This is a genomic window from Actinoplanes ianthinogenes (genome assembly GCF_018324205.1).
Classification (GTDB): domain Bacteria; phylum Actinomycetota; class Actinomycetes; order Mycobacteriales; family Micromonosporaceae; genus Actinoplanes; species Actinoplanes ianthinogenes.
Genome location: NZ_AP023356.1, coordinates 6,948,216 through 6,968,701 on the forward strand (window position 1 = coordinate 6,948,216; position 20,486 = coordinate 6,968,701).

At 70.4% G+C, this 20,486-nt stretch carries 18 protein-coding genes; 11 read left to right on the plus strand and 7 right to left on the minus strand.

What is annotated here, in order from left to right; genetic code table 11:
• Window positions 1-147: 147 nt before the first annotated feature.
• The 5 genes from Aiant_RS31630 to Aiant_RS31650 all read right to left on the minus strand — a co-directional run bounded on the left by Aiant_RS31630 (window position 148) and on the right by Aiant_RS31650 (window position 5,164).
• Window positions 148-1,704: a cation:proton antiporter gene (locus Aiant_RS31630; RefSeq protein WP_189333708.1), complete on the minus strand. Its 1,557-nt coding sequence runs from the start codon at window positions 1,702-1,704 to the stop codon at window positions 148-150.
• A 19-nt stretch (window positions 1,705-1,723) separates the two neighbouring features.
• Window positions 1,724-2,302 (minus strand): hypothetical protein, encoded by a 579-nt coding sequence (locus Aiant_RS31635; RefSeq protein ID WP_229830779.1) that lies wholly within the window; start codon window positions 2,300-2,302, stop codon window positions 1,724-1,726.
• A 19-nt stretch (window positions 2,303-2,321) separates the two neighbouring features.
• Window positions 2,322-3,527 carry a GAF domain-containing sensor histidine kinase gene (locus Aiant_RS31640; protein ID WP_189333707.1) on the minus strand — a complete coding sequence of 402 codons (1,206 nt, stop codon included), beginning with the start codon at window positions 3,525-3,527 and terminating at the stop codon, window positions 2,322-2,324.
• Between the two features lie 48 nt (window positions 3,528-3,575).
• Window positions 3,576-4,076, minus strand: a complete 501-nt coding sequence (locus tag Aiant_RS31645) for a hypothetical protein (protein WP_189333706.1) — start codon at window positions 4,074-4,076, stop codon at window positions 3,576-3,578.
• 110 nt (window positions 4,077-4,186) lie between these two features.
• Complete coding sequence (locus Aiant_RS31650; protein WP_189333705.1) at window positions 4,187-5,164, minus strand: hypothetical protein; 978 nt, start codon at window positions 5,162-5,164, stop codon at window positions 4,187-4,189.
• A gap of 198 nt (window positions 5,165-5,362) precedes the next feature.
• Here Aiant_RS31650 and Aiant_RS31655 point away from each other — a divergent pair, with 198 nt between their 5' ends.
• The 4 genes from Aiant_RS31655 (at window position 5,363) to Aiant_RS31670 (ending at window position 10,673) form a co-directional block, all read left to right on the plus strand.
• A complete protein-coding gene (locus Aiant_RS31655; RefSeq protein WP_189333704.1) occupies window positions 5,363-6,772 on the plus strand; it encodes a family 2B encapsulin nanocompartment shell protein in 1,410 nt (469 codons plus the stop codon).
• Complete coding sequence (locus Aiant_RS31660) at window positions 6,772-7,950, plus strand: family 2 encapsulin nanocompartment cargo protein terpene cyclase (protein ID WP_229830777.1); 1,179 nt, start codon at window positions 6,772-6,774, stop codon at window positions 7,948-7,950. Before Aiant_RS31655 ends, Aiant_RS31660 begins: the two co-directional genes overlap by 1 nt.
• A complete protein-coding gene (locus Aiant_RS31665) occupies window positions 7,947-8,789 on the plus strand; it encodes a geranyl diphosphate 2-C-methyltransferase (protein WP_189333703.1) in 843 nt (280 codons plus the stop codon). The genes Aiant_RS31660 and Aiant_RS31665 overlap by 4 nt, the downstream gene beginning before the upstream one ends.
• An 84-nt stretch (window positions 8,790-8,873) precedes the next feature.
• Window positions 8,874-10,673: a glycoside hydrolase family 15 protein gene (locus Aiant_RS31670; protein ID WP_189333702.1), complete on the plus strand. Its 1,800-nt coding sequence runs from the start codon at window positions 8,874-8,876 to the stop codon at window positions 10,671-10,673.
• A gap of 218 nt (window positions 10,674-10,891) precedes the next feature.
• Here the strand turns inward: Aiant_RS31670 and Aiant_RS31675 are convergent, their stop codons facing one another.
• Window positions 10,892-11,029, minus strand: coding sequence for a hypothetical protein (locus Aiant_RS31675; RefSeq protein ID WP_212846553.1), 138 nt, complete (start codon window positions 11,027-11,029; stop codon window positions 10,892-10,894).
• A 1,754-nt stretch (window positions 11,030-12,783) separates the two neighbouring features.
• Between Aiant_RS31675 and Aiant_RS31680 the strand changes: the two genes are divergently transcribed.
• Window positions 12,784-13,770, plus strand: a complete 987-nt coding sequence (locus tag Aiant_RS31680; protein WP_189333700.1) for an aldo/keto reductase — start codon at window positions 12,784-12,786, stop codon at window positions 13,768-13,770.
• Here Aiant_RS31680 and Aiant_RS31685 read toward each other — a convergent pair.
• Window positions 13,767-14,990, minus strand: a complete 1,224-nt coding sequence (locus Aiant_RS31685) for a pyridoxal phosphate-dependent aminotransferase (RefSeq protein ID WP_189333699.1) — start codon at window positions 14,988-14,990, stop codon at window positions 13,767-13,769. The genes Aiant_RS31680 and Aiant_RS31685 overlap by 4 nt on opposite strands.
• Before the next feature lie 128 nt (window positions 14,991-15,118).
• Between Aiant_RS31685 and Aiant_RS31690 the strand changes: the two genes are divergently transcribed.
• From Aiant_RS31690 to Aiant_RS31715, 6 genes are read left to right on the plus strand one after another with little or no spacing between them, the layout of a single operon-like run.
• Window positions 15,119-15,289: a hypothetical protein gene (locus Aiant_RS31690; RefSeq protein ID WP_189333698.1), complete on the plus strand. Its 171-nt coding sequence runs from the start codon at window positions 15,119-15,121 to the stop codon at window positions 15,287-15,289.
• Between the two features lie 58 nt (window positions 15,290-15,347).
• A complete protein-coding gene (locus Aiant_RS31695) occupies window positions 15,348-15,833 on the plus strand; it encodes a DUF6069 family protein (protein WP_189333697.1) in 486 nt (161 codons plus the stop codon).
• A gap of 22 nt (window positions 15,834-15,855) precedes the next feature.
• The gene (locus Aiant_RS31700) at window positions 15,856-18,507 is read left to right on the plus strand and encodes a cation-translocating P-type ATPase (RefSeq protein ID WP_229830775.1); all 2,652 of its coding nucleotides are present in this window, start codon (window positions 15,856-15,858) and stop codon (window positions 18,505-18,507) included.
• Complete coding sequence (locus Aiant_RS31705) at window positions 18,507-18,953, plus strand: hypothetical protein (protein ID WP_189333695.1); 447 nt, start codon at window positions 18,507-18,509, stop codon at window positions 18,951-18,953. Before Aiant_RS31700 ends, Aiant_RS31705 begins: the two co-directional genes overlap by 1 nt.
• On the plus strand, window positions 18,950-19,366 hold the full coding sequence (locus Aiant_RS31710) for an RDD family protein (RefSeq protein WP_189333694.1): 417 nt from the start codon (window positions 18,950-18,952) through the stop codon (window positions 19,364-19,366). The genes Aiant_RS31705 and Aiant_RS31710 overlap by 4 nt, the downstream gene beginning before the upstream one ends.
• Window positions 19,367-19,393: 27 nt before the next feature.
• The gene (locus Aiant_RS31715) at window positions 19,394-20,443 is read left to right on the plus strand and encodes a carboxylate-amine ligase (protein ID WP_245006627.1); all 1,050 of its coding nucleotides are present in this window, start codon (window positions 19,394-19,396) and stop codon (window positions 20,441-20,443) included.
• The last annotated feature ends 43 nt before the right edge of the window (window positions 20,444-20,486 follow it).

Here is a 20,486-nt window from a genome sequence, read left to right on the forward strand (position 1 = left end):
GGACGGCGAGTCGTGTCGACCGTGGTATTCAGACCAGGCAGTCGGTCGTTTGCTCCATGGTGATCGTGGCAACGCGACAGCCTTTCGTGCACCCAGGAACAGCCATGGAACGGGCCGCTCATCGCCGACCGCGCGATCCGGACGCGGTCAGTGGGAGTCGGCCGGGTTGGTGTGCCGGGCGGCCTGGCGGAGGTCGATGTCCTCGATCAGTTCGCGGGCCAGTTCCTCGGTGATCCGGCGTTCCATCACGGCCCGGCCGAGGGCCAGGCGCTGCGCCTCGAACGAGGCGTCCACGTCCGGGGCCGGCGCGGCGGCCGCCTCGGCGACGATGCGGTGGCCCTCGGTGCGCAGCTCCTCCGCGGCGGCGTGTTCGGCGGTCAGGTCGAACCGGAGGCGGCGGGCCAGCCAGCCGACCGTGGTGCCCTGGAGCAGCAGCGTGCCGAGGGTGACGATGAGGGCGATGGCCTGGATCGCGTCGCGGCCGGGGAACGGCGCACCGGACGCGGTGTGTTCCGGGATCGCGGCGGCCGCGGCGAGGGTGAGGATGCCGCGCATGCCGGTCCAGCCGACCAGGGCGTTCTCCTTCATCGTCGGGGGCGGCAGCGGCTCGCCGCCGCGGCGGCGAGCGACCCGTCCCGCGTGGACCCTGGCGGCTCGCGGGTCCCGGGCGATCCGGCGGTCGATCATGCGCTGCTTCAGGGTCCAGCGGCCGAACAGCCCGAACACGCCGATGAGGCGCGCCGCGATCGCGGCCGCCAGCAGCACGCCGGCGGCGATCAGGGTGCGGGTCAGGCCCGGCTCGGCCGAGTCGGCCAGGTCGTCCAGGACGAACCTGAGCTGGAGGCCGATGTAGGCGAAGACGAACGTCTCCAGCAGGAAGTCGGCGACCCGCCACACCTGCTCCTCCTGGAGCCGGGTGCGGTAGCCGCCCGGGTACTGGTGTCTCGGGTCGAGGGTGAGGTTGGCGCTCATCAGGAACGCGGCCGCGACCACCGCGAGGATGCCGGAGGCGTGCACCTCCTCGGCGGTGAGGAACGCGGTGAACGGCAGCAGCAGCGACAGCGACGTCTCCAGCGTCGGGTTGCCGAGTCGTTTGCGCACGGTGAGGCCGAGCACCGCGAAGGCCCCGCCGATCAGCACGCCGAGCGTGGCGGTGCGCAGGAACTCGCCGATGCCGCCGGTCCAGGTGGCGTGCTCGCCGTTGACCGCGGCGACCGCGATGCTGAACAGGGTCAGCGCGGTGGCGTCGTTGACCAGGCTCTCCCCGGTGAGGATCGAGGTGACCCGTTTCGGCAGGCCGATCTCGTCGCCGTGGGAGACCGTCGTGATGGTGTCCGGCGGGGCCAGCACCGAGCCGAGCACGAACGCGGCGGCCACCCCGATCGACGGCAGCAGCAGCGAGGAGAGCCAGCCGAGCACCCCGGCGGTGAGCACCACGAGGACCACGCCGAGCGAGACGATGGGGCGCAGGTTGGCGCCGAAGCCGGAGACCGAGGCGCCCCGGGTCGCGGACCAGAGCAGCGGCGGGATGACGATCGCCAGGATCAGGTGGCTCTCCAGCTCCAGCCGCGGCACCCCGGGGATGAAGGAGGCCGCGGCGGCCAGCACCACGATCACCCAGCCCGGCTCGAACCGGTGCCGGTGGGCGACCGACGTGACCGCGATCCCGACCCCGATGATGAGCAGCAGCTGCACCCCGTTCACGAGATCAATCTAGGCCTGCTCAGGGCACGGCGCCCAGCATGGTGAGCACGTCGGTGAACATGGTGACGGTGGCCACCGGGTCGAGGTGCTCGGCCTGCCAGCCACGGGTGCGCACGCCCTGCAGGACACCGATCATGGTGGTCCGCACGGTGCGCAGGGTGGCGGGGGAGAGCAGCACGGCCGAGGTGCCGTCGGCGTGCGCGGCCCGGGAGGCGGCGCCGAGCGCGACCAGCACGGCCGCCGACCCGTTGAGGATCTGCGCCACGTGCAGGCGGTCCCGGTCCAGGTTGAAGGTGGCGACGTGCACGGCCAGCCCGAGCCCGGCCAGCAGCCGCCCGGTCTCGTCACCGCTGAGCACCGCCGGCATGGTCGCTGAGTCGTCCTCGGCCACCGCCGCCCCGTCCCCGAACCCGCTCACCAGCTCGGCCGCCACCTCGGCCGGCACCCACAACTCGGCCGGCGGGACGTCGGGGAAACGGCGGCGCAGCGCGGCCTCGACCGCGTCCCGGATCACGTAACCGGGGACCACCTTGTGCTGCTCGGCGAGCCGTCCCATGATCACCGCGACCACGTCGTCGGGGGTCATCGGCCGCTCCATCCACCTACCGTATCCGGGCTCAGGCCACGGCGGGCAGGGTCACCCGGGCGGTGGTACCGGCCGGGCCGCTGGTCACAGTGAGGTCCCCGAGGTGTGCGGCGATCGAGGCGCGGGCGATCGTCAGTCCCAGGCCGACGCCGGGGATGGCCTGCTCACGGGCGTGCCGCCCGCGATAGAAGCGGTCGAAGACGAAGGCCAGCTCGTCGTCCGGGATGCCCACCCCGCAGTCGATGACCTCCACCGTGGGCCGGGGCTCGGCGCCGACCCGGATCGTGATCGGCCGGTCGGCCGGGGTGAACAGCAGCGCGTTGCGCAGCACCTGCTCGATCGCGTGGGACAGCCGGGCCAGGTCGGCCTGCACGACGATCGGCGGGCCGGAGAACACGTCGACCGGCGCGGCGCGCAGCGCCGTGAGCGCCCGGCACGAGGTCAGCGCCGCGGCGACCACGGTGTTCAGGTCGACCGGGCCGACCGGGGCGGGCAGCGGCGCGTCGTGCGGGCGGGTGCCGGACAGGATGTGGTCGACCATCGCGACCAGTCGCTGCCCGTTGCGGTGGATCGGCTCGATCAACCGCTTGTACGCCGCCAGCTCCTCGTTCTCGCTGAGCAGCTCCAGGTATCCCTGGATGCTGGTCACCGGGGTACGCAGCTCGTGCGTGATGGTGGCGACCAGGTCGTCCTCGCGCTGCGCGGCCCGGGACAGGTGATCGCCGAGGTCGGCCATCCGCAGCCGGTTGCGGATCGCGGACAGGTGCGTGGCGGCCTGCCCGGCGAACGTGGTGAGCGCCTCCACCTGGCGGTCGCTGACCTCGCGGGGCACGTCGTCGATCACGCACATCGCGCCGAGCACGTGCCCGTCCTCGTCGATCACCGGGGCGCCGGCGTAGAACCGGATGTTCGGTGCCTCGACCACGTTGCGGTACCCGGAGAACAGCGGGTGCGCGGTGGCGTCCGGGACGATCAGCGGGCGGCGGGCCGGCAGGATCTGCGCGCAGAACGACACGTCGAGCGGGGTCTGCGCGTCGGCCAGGCCGATGCTGCCGGCGAACCACTGCCGGTCCCGGTCGATCAGCGACACGGCCGCCATCGGGGTGTCGAACATGGTGGCCGCGAGCCGCGTGAGATCGTCCAGCACCGCCGCGCGGGGCTCGTCCAGCACCCGGTAGGAGTGCAGTGCGGCGAGCCGGGCTTCGTCGTGGACCTCGTCGCTGACCTCGTCGCTCATAGCCTGACCATCGGCGCGGCATCGGCGATCCTGAGGGTCTGTGATCCGTTACCCGGTGAACCAGAGCCGCATCCGGTCGGTGTGTCCCGACCAGGTCAGGGTGAGGTCCCAGCACCCCGGCTCGGGGATCTTCACGGCCGACGGCCCGGCGCCGTTCGGCAGCTCCTGGGTGGCGGTGAGACCGTCCGAGCGGACGCCGCTGACGGTCAGCGGGGCGGCCGTCTCGACCGGCAGACGGGACACCCAGAGGATCTTGGTGCCGTCCACCGGGTCGGCTTTCGGCGGGGCGAACAGGATCGCCATCAGGCCGCCCTGGTCACCGAGGCGGTGCGGGACGCCGGAGCCGTCGAAGTTGAAGCCCTCCCGGGCCCAGACCGGGAGGGCCTCGGTGCTGATCCCGGCGTTGCACTCGGCCGACGACACCGCCGCCCCGGTAGGAGCCGGAGCGGAGGTGGCGGGACCGTAGGTGGCGCTCCCGGACGGTGGGTCCGAGCAGGCGCCGGCGAACATCAGGATCGTGACGGTCGTGCAGGCGACGGGCGTACGCAAAGCAACCACCTCCTGCCTGGCACTGTGGCAGCCACCGCGACCGGCGGACCACCCCCGGCGCCACGACCCGCACCATCTGCCCACCGGCGGGAAATCGGGAACCGAACGGGTCAGAGCTTGCGGGCGACGGTGTGCTTGCCGGAGAGCTTGAGCCGGTAGGCGATCCGGACGCCGGTGTAGGGGTTGGTGGCGGAGATCGTGACGCCGCCGGTGACGTTCCGGACCGTGACCACCTTGACGGCGAGGCTCTCGTTGAAGCCGGCGACGGCGGCGCGCGCGCCCTTGCGCACGGCGGCCACGGTGACGTTCCGGCCCCGGGCCCGGTCGTCGACCCCGATCATGATGTCCGAGGTCAGCCGGGACATCTTCCGGGCCAGGTCGTAGTAGGCCACCGCCTTGGTCAGCGTCGTCTGGCTGATCACCTGGCCGGTGGCGGGCAGCGTGACGGTCTGCGGTCCGTAGCCGAAGGTGATCGTCTGCTCGACCCCGGTGTCGACCACCCGGCCGCGGGTGACCACCCCGGTGGCGTCGACGGTGAAGGTGACCCGCGTCTTCTCCTCGCCGGTGAAGGAGTAGTCGGCGGAGCCGTCGTCGTGGGTGGTCTTGGTGCCGGCGTGCCGGGCGTCCTCGACGACGATCTCCGAGGGCGCGCTCATCTGCCGGCTGCTCCAGCCGTCCAGGGTGAGCTTGGCGTTCGGCACGAAGACGTAGCGGGCCTCGGGGCGGCCGGCCATCTTCGCCGCGGCGCGCTCGGCCGAGCCGGTCAGGTAGTCGTACTCGCCCTTGCCGGCGACCGCGTAGACGGCCTCGGTGCCGTACCCGGTGTAGGCCATCCGGTAGTAGCCGCGGCCGGTCGCCGGGTCGACGGCGAACGCCATCGCGGCCACCCTCCCGTCCAGGGTCGCCCGCAGCGAGCCGGCGTAGCCGGGGATCTCCGCCGTGGCGGTCGTCGCGGCCACCGCCTTGAGCGCCGCGGACATCTCGGCCGCGGTCAGCGACGTGCTGGTGTCGGCCGCGAGGGCGGCGCCGGGGGCGGCCAGCACGCCGGCGGTGAGCGAGGCGGTGGTGAGGAGCAGGGCACGGAACACCGGAGGTGTCCTTTCCGGAACAGGAGTGAGTCGCCGGTTCCTTCGGCACCCCGGTCGGCCACTTGAGAACCGCCCTTCGCGACGAAATTGCTGGTCAGAGCATGTGTGCAGATTCCGCGAATCCCGACAAACAAGTCAGATATGCGATAGAACGACCATAAGTAGGCACGGACCGAACGACGAACGGGGTTACGAGCGGTGGCCACTCCCACGCAGTCCGAGATTCGGGACGACGAGCAGGAGCAACGGCGGCAGAGCCTGAGCACGGCGGCGGCCCGGAACCTGACGACCACCACCAAGACGGTTCCGCAGATGCAGGAGATCAGCTCGCGCTGGCTGCTGCGCAAGCTGCCGTGGGTGCAGGTGTCCGGCGGCGCCTTCCGGGTGAACCGGCGGATGACCTACCGGATCGGCGACGGCCGGCTCAGCTTCACCAACGTCGGCGCCCAGGTCCGGGTGATCCCCGGCGAGCTGCGCGAGCTCTCCGTGCTCAGCGAGTTCGACGAGGCCGAGGTGCTGGCCGCGATGGCCGACAAGTTCGTGCAGCAGGAGTACCAGCCGGGTCAGGTGATCGTCGAGTTCGGCTCGGTCGCCGACCACGTCTACCTGATCGCGCACGGCAAGGTGAACAAGGTCGGCGTCGGCAACTACGGCGACCCGGTCAACCTCGGCGTGCTGGCCGACGGCGAGGCGTTCGGCGAGTACTCGCTCACCGACGATCAGCGGATCTGGGACTACACCGCCAAGGCGATGACGGCGGTGACCCTGCTGGCCATGCCGCGGTCGGCGTTCACCGCCCTGCTCGGGCAGAGCGACCGGTTGCGGGCGCACGTCGACCGGTTCCGGGCCAAGAACCGCCGGCCGCAGAACAAGCACGGCGAGGCGGCGATCTCGGTCGCGGCCGGGCACACCGGCGAGCCGCAGCTGGACGGCACGTACGTGGACTACGAGCAGAGCCCGCGGGAGTACGAGCTGAGCGTCGCGCAGACCATCCTGCGGGTGCACACCCGGGTCGCCGACCTCTACAACGATCCGATGAACCAGCTGGAGCAGCAGCTCCGGCTGACCGTCGAGGCGCTGCGCGAGCGCCAGGAGTACGAGATCGTCAACAACCGCGAGTTCGGCCTGCTGCACAACGCCGACCTGCGGCAGCGCATTCACACCCGGAGCGGGCCGCCCACCCCGGACGACCTGGACGAGCTGCTGAGCATGCGGCGGGCCACCAAGATGTTCGTGGCGCACCCGCAGGCGATCGCGGCGTTCGGCCGGGAGTGCACGAAGCGCGGGATCTACCCGCCGATGGTGGAGCACGACGGCGGCACGTTCCTGTCCTGGCGCGGGGTGCCGATCCTGCCGTGCGGCAAGATCCCGGTGACCGAGACGCACACCACCTCGATCCTGGCGATGCGGACCGGGGAGGCGGACCAGGGCGTGGTCGGACTGCACCAGACCGGGATCCCGGACGAGTACCAGCCGAGCCTGTCGGTGCGGTTCATGGGGATCGACGAGCAGGCGATCATGTCCTACCTGGTCAGCGCCTACTACTCGGCGGCGGTGCTGGTGCCGGACGCGCTGGGCATCCTGGACCACGTCGAGCTGTCGCACTGATGGTGCTCACCCTCGACCTCGGCAGGGAGATCCTGCGCGACCTGCGTGCGGCGCCGTCCGGTGATCTCGCGGCGGTGCTGGGCGCCGTACCGGGAACCGGCGGGCCGATGACGAGCGGTCCGGCGCCGGACGGCGTACCGGCAATGATCGGTCTTGGGCCGAGCGGACTCGGCACCTCCGCCGCGCGTGCCTTTCGTCCCGTGCCGGCGCGGCCGGACGGCCCGCATCTGCGCTGTCCCGGGCCGCTGCGGGACGACCCGGCGCTGGGGGAGCGGGTCAACGAGGCCGTCGTGCGCTGGGCCGAGGGGATCGGCATCTACCCCGGCCGGTTGGACACGCTGCGCTCGGCGAACTTCGGCCGCTTCATGATGCTGGCCCACCCGGCCACCAGCGACCCGGACCGGCTGCTCGCCGCGACGAAATGCCTGGTCGCGGAGTGGGCGGCGGACGACTACTACGTGGACGAGGTGTCGCTGGGCGCCGACCCGATGGTGGTCGGATCGCGGCTGGCCAACCTGCACGCGGTGGTCGATCCGGTGTCGATGGTGCCGCGGTACCTGGCCGATTACCGGGACCACCATCGGCTGCTGCCGATCTCGCGGGCGTTCCGCAGCGCCATGGAGCACTTCGCCGAGTACGCGAGCGTGGCGCAGCTGGGCCGGTTCCAGCACCAGATGGCCATCCTGTTCCTGGCCTGGACGCAGGAGGCGGACTGGCACGCGAACCGGCGCACGCCACCGGTCTGGGAGTACCTGGTCCAGCGGCATCTCAACAGCTACCTGCCGCCGATGATCCTGATCGACGTGCTGGGCGGTTACGAGCTTCCGGCCGACGAGTTCTACCACCCGCGGGTGCGGCGGGCGTTCACCACGGCGGCCAACGCGGCCGTGCTCATCAACGACCTGTACTCCGGGAAGAACGAGTCCGAGAACGATCACAACCTGCCGACCGTGCTGGCGGCGAACGAGGGGCTCGGTCACCGGGCGGCGGTGCTGCGGACCGTCGAGATCCACAACGAGTTGATGGACGACTTCGTCCGGCTGGCCGGGTCGCTCAGCGTGACCGGGTCGCCGCAGTTGCGCCGGTTCCTGGCGGACACCTGGGCGTGGCTGGGCGGAAGCCGGGAGTGGCACGCCACGAGCGGCCGCTATCACGACTCTCAGGAGGAGAAATCATGACAACGACGGCCGTCTCGCCGCTGCGGACCGACTTCGAGCGCTCGGTCGCGAACTACTGGAACACCAACCGGGTCGACCCGGTCAACCTGCGCCTCGGCGAGGTCGACGGGCTGTACCACCATCACTACGGCGTCGGCGAGCCGGACTGGAGCGTGCTCGACGGTCCCGAGCCGGGCGTGATCGCCGAGTTGCACCGGCTGGAGAGCGCTCAGGCCGACCTGCTGCTCGACCATCTCGGGCCGATCCGGCCGGAGGACGCGCTGCTCGACGGCGGGTCGGGTCGGGGCGGGACCAGCATCATGGCCAACGCCCGGTTCGGCTGCCGGGTGGACGGGGTGTCGATCTCCGAGTACCAGGTCGGGTTCGCCAACGAGCAGGCCGCCCGGCGCGGGGTCGCCGACCGGGTCCGGTTCCACTTCCGGAACATGCTGGACTCCGGGTTCGCCGACGGGTCCCGGCAGGCGATCTGGACGAACGAGACGACGATGTACGTCGACCTGTTCGACCTCTACGCGGAGTTCGCCCGGATGCTCCGGTTCGGCGGGCGCTACGTCTGCATCACCGGCTGCGCGAACGACGTGACCGGCCGGCGGTCCAAGTCGGTCAGCAAGATCAACGAGCACTACACCTGCGACATCCACCCGCGCAGCGACTACTTCAAGGCGCTCGCGGCGAACGACCTGGTGCCGATCAACGTGGTCGACCTGACCGCCGCGACCATCCCGTACTGGGAGCTCCGGGCCAAGTCGGAGGTGGCGACCGGGATCGAGGAGGCTTTTCTCACGGCGTACCGGGAAGGCAGTTTTCACTACCTCCTGATCGCCGCCGACCGGGTCTGACCAGCCCGGCCGGATGCGCCGCCGCCGGGGGCCTCGTGCCCCCGGCGGCGGTTTGTTTTCCGGCGCCGGGGGCACTGATCGAGCATGGCGCTGCCGATCGAGGACTACGCGATCATCGCTGACACCCAGACCGCCGCGCTGGTCGGCCGCAACGGGTCGATCGACTGGCTGTGCGTGCCCCGGTTCGACTCCGGGGCGATCTTCGCGGCGCTGCTCGGCTCGGCCGACAACGGTCACTGGACGGTCGCTCCCACGGACGTGATCACCACCCGTCGCCGGTATCGCGACGAGACTCTGGTGCTGGAGACCGAGTTCGAGACCGCCGGCGGCGTGGCCCGGCTCATCGACTTCATGCCCCCGCGGACCGACTCCCCATCGGTGATCCGGATCGTCGAGGGTGTCCGGGGGCAGGTCGACTTCAGCATGGAGCTGCGGCTGCGCTTCGATTACGGGCACGTCGTCCCATGGGTGTACCGCGAGGGCGACGCGCTGGTCGGGGTGGCCGGTCCGGACGCGGCGTGGCTGCGGACCCCCGTCGATCTGCGCGGCGAAAACCTCACCACAAAAGCCGATTTTTCAGTACGAGCTGGTGAGCGCGTGCCGTTCGTGCTCACCTGGCGCCCCTCCCACCTGCCACCACCCGAGCCGCTCGACCCGGCCCACGAACTCGGCGTCACCGAGGGTTACTGGCGCGGCTGGATCTCCGCCTGCACCTACGAGGGCGAGTGGCGCGACGCCGTGGTGCGCTCGCTGCTCACCCTGAAGGCGCTCACCTACGCCCCGACCGGCGGCATCGTCGCGGCCGCCACCACCAGCCTGCCGGAGAAGCTCGGCGGCGTGCGCAACTGGGACTACCGGTTCTGCTGGCTGCGCGACGCCACCATCACCCTTCAGGCGCTGCTCTTCTCCGGCTTCCAGAGCGAGGCGACCGCCTGGCGCAAGTGGCTGCTGCGCGCCATCGCCGGCAACCCCGCCGAGCTCCAGATCATGTACGGCGTCGGCGGGGAGCGCCGCCTCGACGAGTACCTCGCCGACTGGCTCGGCGGGTACGACGGCAACCCGGTGCGGATCGGCAACGCGGCGGCCGAACAGTTCCAGCTCGACGTGTACGGCGAGGTGATGGACGCGCTGCACCAGGGCCGGCGGGCCGGGCTCAAGGCGGACGACCCGGCGTGGGGGTTGCAGGTCAAACTGATGGAGTTCGTCGAGAACCACTGGCAGGACCCGGACGAGGGCATCTGGGAGGTGCGCGGCGGCCCGAAGCAGTTCACCCACTCCAAGCTGATGGCGTGGGTCGCGGCCGACCGGGCGGTCAAGGCGGTCGAGGACTTCGGCCTGGACGGGCCGCTGGAGCGGTGGACCGAGCTGCGCTCCCGGATCCGGGAGGACATCCTGGAGCACGGTTACGACCCGGATCGCAAGACGTTCACCCAGTACTACGGCTCGGCGGAACTGGACGCCGCGATGCTGATGGTCCCGCTGGTCGGCTTCCTGCCCGCCGACGACGAGCGGGTGGCCGGCACCGTCGCGGCGATCGAGAAGCACCTGCTCGTCGACGGTTTCGTGCAGCGTTACACGCAGCACCCGGACACCGACGTGGACGGGCTGCCGCCGGGGGAGGGGGCGTTCCTGGCCTGCACGTTCTGGCTCGCCGACAATTACGCGCTGATGGGCCGGCACGACGAGGCCCGGGAGACGTTCGCCCGGCTGCTGGCCTTGCGGAACGACGTGGGCCTGCTGTCGGAGGAGTACGACACCGTGGCCGGTCGGCTGGTCGGGAATTTTCCTCAGGCCTTCAGCCATGTTCCGCTGATTGATACGGCTCGGACGCTGAGTAGTGCTTTGGGTCCGACTGAGGCTCGGGTGCGGGAGGGGCTCAAGTAGCGCCTGGGCGGGGAGGTCGCTTACCGCTCTTGCCTTCTGCCTTCGGTGCGGTGGCCCGCGCTATTGCGGAACATTGCTGGAAAAAATATTGGGTTGGCACGCTCGGGCACTGACCGGTGAGGTGTCGGGGGCGGAACAATTGATTCATGCGGCAGTTGTCGTTCTTCGGGAAGGCGGATCTCGCGAAGATGCGGGACCGGACTGCTGCGCGCAATTATTCACCGGAGAAGGACGAATTCCGCCGTGAGCAGGAGCGACGCCGGAAATTCGGTCTGCGTCGCCGACATGCTGAGAAACTGCGGCGCCTCGGCCACCCGGACGCCGAAGCCATAGCCGCCACCATGCACCGGGTCCACCCTCCGGGCCGACCACCCCAGCCCCAGTCGGCGCCAGCCCGGCCGCGGCCAAGTCAGCGTCAGCCGCAGCCGATCCAGCCGCAACCGATCCGGTCGCACCCGCAGCAGGCCAGGCCGCAGCCGCAGCCAATCCCGTCACCGCCGACCCGGCCGCAGCCGCAGCCGCAGCCGATCCAGCCGCAGCCGCGGCAGGCCAGGCCGCAGCCGCAGCCAATCCCGTCGCCGCCGATCCAGCCGCAGCCGCAACCGCAACCGATCCAGCCGCAGCCGCGGCAGGCCAGGCCGCAGCCGCAGCCAATCCCGTCGCCGCCGACCCGGCCGCAGCGGCAGTCGACCCGGCCGCAGCCGCAGTCGATCCCGTCGCAGCCGCAGTCGAGCCGGCCCCGGCCGGTCCAAGCGCAGCCGCTTCAGGCGCGGCCCATCGTCGAGCCGCTGCGGGTTCCCGGGAGTTGTCCGACGAAAGCCGCGCTCATTGAGCAGAAACCGCAGGCCCGCGCTCCTGCCACGCGGTCGGCGAGACAGCCGACTGCATCACCGGCCAGGCGGTCCGTGCCGCGAACGTCGATGTCGCCGAAGCCGCGACCAGCGGCATTGCCGGCGGTGCTGCACGCTCTGCAACTGGCGTCGCCACCGTCACTGGCGACCACCAATGGGTCCACACCGTTGCGGGTGGGGCACGTTTCGCGATCGGCCGCAGCGCTGGTGATGCGGCACGTTTCCCGACCGGAGGCATTGTCGGCTGCGCTGCACGCTCTGCAGCCGGCGTCGTTGCTGACGGTGCGGCATGTTTCCCGGCCGGCGTCATCGCTGCTGGTGTGGCACGTTTCGCGATCGGCCGCAGCGCTGGTGATGCGGCATGTTTCGCGGCCGGCGTCATGGCTGGTGGTGCGGCACGTCTCGCGACCGGCCGCAGCGCTGGCGTTGTTCGTGGGCGCGCCGGTTGTCTCGGCCGTATCGGGATTCTCGGTGCCTGCGCCATCTGGGGTGCTGACTGTCCGGGCCGCTTTGTTCTCCTTGTCGGCCGGGAGGACGCGCGCTTTCCGGTGGCGGGTGGTGACAAGTCTATCGGTGCGGGTGCGTGCGGGGCGAGGTGGGAATGAAATGAATGAGGGTGGTCACTGTGGGGCGGTGATAAAGGTGACACTCGGGGTTGTCCGCGACAATCGGGTTCGTGGGTCTCCCTGTCGGGTGGCTCGGGTTTGAGAGATGATTCGCGCTTATTCTTTTTGTATTCTGGCTCCCGGGTGGTGATTCGTGGCGGTATGACTTTTGGGGGAATTTACGGATCTTTTCAGGGCGCAGTTGGAGCGCGGGTGACCTGTGGATCGTCCGCTGTCCCTCGTGGTGGGTGACGGCATGCGGCGCGTCGGGCGGTGCGGCGTGGTGGTCTCCGACGTCTGGGTCGGTGCAGTTGCGGAGCCGGCGGGGATTCCGGGCGTCGCCTCGTGGGGCGAACGATAACCGACGGGTTAATCGGCGGTTCGATCTTTTGCGTTGTTCGGTGGGGTCGGTGGGGCGATCGTTGGTGGCGTGAGAGTGACCATGATCGACATTGGGGTGTGGGCGACGCGGGCGATGGCGGGGGTGGCCGGGCTGGGGCCCATCATTCCGCTGGGGCCCCCGGAGTGCGGTCGGGGCGGTGGCCCGCGGGACCGAAGGAGGGGCGTCGGATCGCGGGTACGGCTGTGGAGCCTCGGGACCACAGCGTGGTTTCGGGGTTGCCGGGGGCGGCCGGTTCCGTAGCGTGTGGGGGCATGCGGGAAAGAAAACTGGGGGATCTGACGGTCTCCGCGATCGGGTTCGGCGCGATGGGGATGAGCCACGGTTACGGGCCCGGGCCGGATCGGGACGCGAACATCGGGCTGTTGCGGGCCGCCGTCGAGCGGGGGGTCACGCTTTTCGACACGGCCGAGGTCTATGGGCCGTGGGTCAACGAGGAACTGGTCGGTGAGGCGCTCGAACCGTTCAAGGGGCAGGTGGTCATCGCCACCAAGTTCGGGTTCGTCATCGATGACGACGGGCGGCAGGGCGCCGGGGTGAACAGCCGGCCGGAGAACATCCGGAAGGTCGCGGAGGCGTCGCTGCGGCGGCTGCGGGTGGACGCGATCGACCTGTTCTACCAGCACCGGGTGGATCCGGACGTGCCGATCGAGGACGTGGCCGGAACGGTGCGGGACCTGATCGCGGCTGGCAAGGTGCGGCATTTCGGGATGTCCGAGGCGGCCCCCGGGACGATCCGGCGGGCGCACGCGGTGCAGCCGGTGACCGCGGTGCAGAGCGAGTATTCGCTGTGGTGGCGCCGGCCCGAGGAGGAACTGCTCGACACGCTCGCGGAGTTGGGCATCGGCTTCGTGCCGTTCAGTCCGCTGGGCCGCGGTTTCCTGACCGGGAAGATCGGTGCGGACACCGTTTTCGCCGAGAATGACATGCGTAACGGGCTGCCCCGGTTCTCGGCGGCGGCGCGGGAGGCGAATCAGGCGCTGGTCGAGCTGATCGGGCGGATCGCGGCCGGCAAGGCGGCGACCCCGGCGCAGGTGGCGCTCGCCTGGCTGCTGGCGCAGCGGCCGTGGATCGTGCCGATCCCGGGCACCCGGCGGCTGGACCGGCTGGACGAGAACCTGGGCGCGGCCGGGATCGAACTCACCGCGGCCGACCTCGCGGAGATCGAGACGGCCGCCGCGAAGATTGAGGTGCAGGGGAGCCGCTACCCCGAGCAGATGGAGAAGATGACCAACCTTTAGCCGACGGCGGCGCGGCGCGGCGCGTACTCCTTCTCCTCGTACTGCTCGGTCCAGCGGCGGCTGCTCGACTCCAGCGGGTCGGTGTCGTAGACCGACCGGCCGTGGAAACGCTGCGAGTAGTCGATCATGCCGTCGACGAGGCGGTCCACGTCACCGGCGGGCCGGACCACGAGGCGCATGAACTGGCTGGTCATGCCGAGCTTGTTGCCGCACTCGCGGGTCATGATGCCGTGGTTGGCGACCAGGAAGTCGCGCAGCGCCACGCCGGACCACTCGGTCGGCAGCTTGACCAGGAAGAAGTTGCCCTGCGACGGGAAGACGGTGAGGCCCGGGATGCGCTGGAGCTCCCGGCCCATCGACCGGCGGTCGCGGCTGAGCAGGCGCAGGCTCTCCTCGTACTCCATCTCGTGCTGCTCGATCATGTGGACCACCTTCTCCGCGAGGGAGTTCAGGTTCCACTTCGGCAGCATCTTCGCGATCTTGCCGGCGATCGCCGGGTTGGCCAGCATGTAGCCGAACCTGATGCCGTGCAGACCGAAGTTCTTGCCGAGCGACTTGAGCACCACCGTGTTCGGCCGGATCACCGCGTCCGGGCCGACCGAGGGGTAGCGCTCGGCGTCGGAGAAGTCGATGAACGACTCGTCGATGACCACCAGGTCCAGGTCGCTGAGCTGGTCCATGAACCGGATGACGTCCCGCCGCGGCAGGTAGTTGCCGTCCGGGTTGTTCACGTTGCAGACCACCGCGACCCGGGACCGGCGCTCCCGGATGAACTCGACGTACTCCTCCAGGTCGAGCCGGAAGCCGTCGCGTTCCTGGAGCGGGAACATGTCCACCCGCTTGCCGGTCTCCAGAGGCTGGTCGGTCCACCGGCCGAAGGTCGGGATCGGGATGGCCAGGCTCTCCTTGACCAGCAGGTGGTCGATCCAGGTGATCAGCTCGGTGGAGCCGTTCGCCATCGCCACCGTCTGCGGGTGCAGGTTGAGCACGGCGGCCAGCTTCTTGGTGATGGTGGCCGAGTCGCTCGGGTAGTACTTCAGGATGCTCTTCAGCTCCCGGGTGAGCTCGTCGAACATCTCCGGGGTGGGGAAGTACGGGTTGCACGGGATGCAGAAGTCGACGATCTCCGCGCCCTCGCCGGCCGCTCGGGCCAGGTCGAAGTAGGAGGCGCTGTGAGCTCCCTTGTGCAGGATCGCAGTGTCGATTCCGGTCCGTGCCACGGTGTCCTCCGGATGCCTCTCGGTGACGTTACCGCCCCCGAGTACGGGACTCGCAGCCCGATCGTTCACACCATCGTTGATCCACACGGAGGTTTAAGCCGGAGGAAAGGAACACAATGCGGGGGATCGTGCGTACCGGATTGATCGGATGTGTGGTGCTCGGATCGGTGACCGTGGCGGACGAGGCGCGCGCCCGGCCGGGTGGCGGGGAGCCGGTCCGGGCCGTGCAGTGGACGGTGGACAGTGGCGCGCGGCGGCATCCGGTACCGGTGCCGGGTGACGTCCGCAAGGGCTGCTGACGCTTTCACCCCCGTCGGATGAGGCGGTCATGCCCGGCCCACGGCGATCCTCAGCGCCATGACCGTCGAACCTGTCAAACCCACTGTCAACGCCGGGAAGCTGTGGGCCGGCGGGGGCGCCACCGCGGCCGTGGCCGCACTGATCGCCATTGCCGGGATTCTGCTCGGACGCGGAATCTTCGACGTCGACGTCCTGGCGCCGAAAGGTCAGGGCACCTGGGGAGACGCCAGCACCGGGTGGTACGCCCTGGGTGCCGCCGGCGCCGCGCTGGTCGCCACCGGCCTGGTGCACGTGCTGATCCTGACCACCCCGCGGCCGATGCGGTTCTTCGGCTGGGTGGTCAGCCTGGCCACGGTGTCCGCGGTGCTCGCGCCGTTCGTCACCGACGCGAGCCGGGCGTCGCAGTTCTACACCGCGGGGCTCAACATGATACTCGGTATCGCGATCGGTTCCCTGGTCGCCGGCGTCGCCCGGTCCGCGACCCGGCTGGTCCGGACCGACATCCCGCCCGCTCCGCGGCCCTATCCGCAGCAGTACCGGTAGAGGGGGGCCTGAGATGGCGACCATGACAGAACCGCCGGAGACGCCGGTCTTTCACGTGCTCACCGTGCCGGAGGCGCTCCAGGCCGAGAACGTCGACCAGCAGCGCGGGCTGAGCAGCGACGAGGCGGCCCAGCGCCGGGAGAGATACGGCCCGAACAAGTTCGCCGAGGCCAAGAAGGAACCCTGGTGGCGCTCCTTCGTCCGGCAGTACGCCGATCCGATGCAGATCGTGCTGCTGGCCGCCGGCATCGGCAGCCTCTACCCGCTCAAGCAGTGGGGCACCGGCGTCATGCTGATCGCCCTGACCCTGCTCAACGCCTTCCTCGGTCTGCACCAGGAGGGCAAGGCGGCGGCCGCGATCGACGCGCTCCAGAAGATGATGATCATCAAGACCCGGGTACGCCGCGACGGCAAGCTCGAGGAACTGCCCGCCGAGGAGCTGGTCCCCGGCGACGTGGTGCTGATCGAGGCCGGTGACGTGGTCCCGGCCGACGGGCGGCTGCTGCGCGCGGCCACCCTGGAGGTCGCCGAGTCGGCGCTGACCGGGGAGAGCCTGCCGGTCGCCAAGAACGTCGAGCCGCTGGAGAAGGTCGACGCCGACCTGGGCGACCGGGCCGACATGGCGTACATGAACACCAACGTGACCCGGGGTTCCGGCGAGCTGCTGGTCACCGCGACCGGGATGAACACCGAGGTCGGCCGGATCTCCGGGATGCTCCAGCAGGCGAAGGACGAGGACACGCCGCTCACCCGGCAGCTCGCCAAGCTGACCAACCAAATCCTGTACATCGCCGGGTTCGCGCTGCTCGCCTCGGTCGTGATCAACCTGGCCCGGGGCAACGAGTTCAACGTGGTCTTCACGGCCGCGGTCGCCTTCGCGGTCTCGGCCATCCCGACCGGCCTGCCGGCCGTGGTCACCACGATCCTGTCGCTCGGCACCCAGCTGCTCGCCAAGTCGAACGCGATCGTCAAACGGCTGCGGTCCACCGAGACGCTCGGCTCCACCTCGGCGATCAACTCGGACAAGACCGGGACGCTGACGCTGAACCAGATGACCGCCACCGAGATGGCGATCCCGGGGCGGCGGTACGTGATCTCCGGGAGCGGTTACTCCACCGAGGGCACCATCAAGCGGGTGGCGGGCGAGCCGGACACCCCGCTGGAGGAGTATCTGCTGCCGATGATCCTGGCCTCCGACGCGGTGGTCAGCGACGGCACCATGATCGGTGACCCGACCGAGGGCGCGCTGGTGGTGCTCGCCGAGAAGGGTGGTCTGGACGCCGAGGCGACCCGGCAGAAGTACCCGCGGGTGGCCGAGCTGCCGTTCGACGCGGCGTACAAGATGATGGCGACATTCCATGAAATGTCGGGAAAAATTAGGTGCTTCGTCAAGGGCGCGCCGGACCAGATTCTCGCTCGCTGCAATGTGACGGACGAGCAGCGCGAACGCTACCTCGCCGAGAACGAGCGCCTGGCCAAACAGGGCCTGCGTGTCCTGGCCACCGCCCGTAAGGACCTCGATGCCGTCGACGCCAGTAAAGATCTCCTCGAGCTGCTGACCGACCTGGAACCGCTCGCCCTGGTCGGCATCGTCGACCCGCCGCGGCCGCAGGCCAAGGCCGCGATCGAGCAGGCACACGCGGCCGGCATCGAGGTCCGCATGATCACCGGTGACCACGCGATCACCGCCGCCGCGATCGCCGGCAAGCTCGGCATCCGTGGCCGGGCGATCACCGGCGCCGAGTTCGCCGCGATGAGCGACGACGAGCTGGACCGGGAGATCGACGGCATCGGCGTGATCGCCCGGGTCACCCCGGAGCACAAGGTACGCCTTGTCGACGCGCTCAAGCGCAAGGGCCACATCGTCGCGATGACCGGTGACGGCGTGAACGACGCGCCCGCGCTGAAGAAGGCCGACATCGGCATCGCGATGGGGATCACCGGCACCGAGGTGAGCAAGGAAGCCGCCGCGATGATCCTCACCGACGACGACTTCGCCACCATCGTGAAGGCCGTCGAGCTGGGCCGGGCCCTGTACGCCAACCTGAAGAAGTACATCTTCTTCCAGATGGGCGTGCTGGCCGCCATGATCGTCACGTTCCTCGGGGCGAGCATCGGCAACATCGCCGCCGGCGTGCCGTTCGTGCCGCTGCAGACCCTGTGGCTGAACTTCACCACGCAGGTCTTCCAGTCGGTCGGCCTCGGTTACGGCAACGCCGAGCCGGACATCATGCGGCACAAGCCGCGCCGCTCCGACGAGCCGTTGCTGAGCAACCGGGTGCTGGGCTGGCTCAGCCTGCTGGGCGTGTTCATGGGCGTGATCACGCTGGCGGTGATCTGGTTCTCCGAGCGGGACTCCGACATCGGCGTCGCCCGGACCATGGGCCTCACCGCGTTCTCGCTGATGAACCTGATCTTCTCGTTCACGGTGCGCAGCGACATCCGCTCGGTCTTCAGCCTGGAGACCTTCAACGACCGGCGCTTCGTGATCACCAGCGGCATGTCGCTGGCCGCGATCGTGCTGGCCACCGAGTTCGGCCTGTTCCAGCGGATCCTCAACACCGTCCACCTGAACCTCGGTCAGTGGGCGATCTGCCTGGTGGCCGCGCTCACCGTGATCGTGCCCACCGAGATCCGTAAGGCGGTGCTGCGGCGCCGGGCGGGAGGTTCCTGATGATCGGATTTATCCAGCTGGGAGACGTGGCCATCGGCGTCGCCTTCCGGGTGGGGGAGAAGAGCGCCGACAAACTGGCCGAGCTCCGGTCACGGTTCGACCGGGAGAGTTTGCGTACGGCCGGCGAAGCGTGGGCCCGCTGGACCGTGCTGGCCGAGCGGGGCGCCGCGGAGCGCGAGCGCGGCGTGCAGAACGCCCGGAGCGCGGTCGACGCCGCGGTCGAGAAGCTGGCCCACTCCAGCATCGTCGAGCGGGTGGTGGACGCCCAGCTGGACCGGGTGTTCGGGATCCTGGAGAAGGATCCCGAGCGGATCCGCGGGCTGGTCCGCGGCCAGCGGGACAGCATCGTCGGTGAGGCGGTCGGCCGGGTCCGGGCCGGCGCGGCCGCCGGGGACAGCGCCGTCGACCGGCTCACCCTGCGGATGCGGCGCGGCGAGGCGCCATGACCGGGTACGCCGGGCTGGTCAGCCGGACCTTGGCGTACCTGATCGACACCTTCACCGTCGCGATCGCCGCCGGGATCGGGGTGGCCGCCCTGGGGGCGGTCGCCTCGGTCATCGGCACCCGGGCGCACGACTGGGCCGAGGTGATCGTCTCCGGTTATCTGGTGTTCCTGCCGGCCGTGTTCGCGATCTACTGCGCGCTGTTCTGGAGCCTGGCCGGGCGGACCCCGGGGATGGCCGTGCTCGGGGTCCGGGTGATCCGGTCCGACGGGCGGCCGGTGCGCTGGTTCGCCGCGCTGGTCCGCGGGCTGCTGCTGGCCTACCTGCCGATCCTGGCGCTCTGGCTGCTCGTGGACCGCCGGTACCAGGGCCTGCACGACAAGATCGTCCGGACCTCGGTCATCCGTCCTGGATGACGTGCCGGGCCACCGCTCCCGGACACGATGCTCGTCGTGCTGACGATCGGTGTGGAAGAGGAATTCCTGCTGCTGGAGGCGGACGGCGCGCTCGCGCCGACCGCCTCGTCCGTGGTCCGCCACGCGCGGCAACCCGACCAGATCAAGCCCGAGTACATGGCCTACCAGCTGGAGACCAGCAGCCGGGTCTGCGAGACCCTGGACGACCTGCGCCGGGATCTCACCCGGCTGCGGCTGATCGCCTCGGACGCCGCCGAGCGGACCGGGGCCGCCCTGATCGCCACCGGCTCGGTGCCGCTGAACGGCGGCCCGCGGGACGCGCTCACCGACGGGGACCGGTACCGGGAGCTGGCCCGGCGGTTCCCGGACGCGTCGGTGGCCGGCGGGACGTGCGGCTGCCACGTGCACGTCGGCGTGCCGGACCGGGAACTGGCCGCCGCGGTGCTGACCCGGCTGCGGCCGTGGCTGCCGGCGCTGCTCGCGCTCAGCGTCAACTCACCGTTCGCGGGCGCCGAGGACACCGGATGGGCCAGCTCCCGGTACCCGGCCCAGCTGCGCTGGCCGACGTTCCGGCCGCCCGGGGTCTGGGCGAGCGCGGAACGCTACGACCGCGCGGTGCGCGAGCACGTCGACGCGGGCAGCGCGATGGATCCGGCCGGCGTGTACTTCCAGGCCCGGCTCTCCCCGCGATACCCGACCATCGAGGTACGCGTCGCCGACACCTGCCTCGACGTGGGCGACGCCGTGCTGCTCGCCGGCGTGGTCCGGGCCCTGGTCGAGGCGCTGCTGGCCGACGTGGACCGCGGCGAGAAGGTGGTGCCGCCGGCGGAGGCGTGGCTGGACGCCCACCTGGAGCTGGCCGCCCGTGGCCGGTTGCGGCACGAGGACCGGCTGCTCGCGAAGATCACGCCGTACCTGGACGGGGACGTCGGCACGGTCTACGCCGGGTTCGAGCGGTTGCGGCGGGAGGGCACCGGGGCGGACCGGCAGCGACGGCTCTGGGCCCGGCACGGGGCGGGACCCGGGTTCGTACGGGGGCTGGCGCACGCGACCACGCCGCTGGCCATGGCGTACTGAACGGGCCGGTCACCGCGTCGTTGCGGTGACCGGCCCGTTCAGC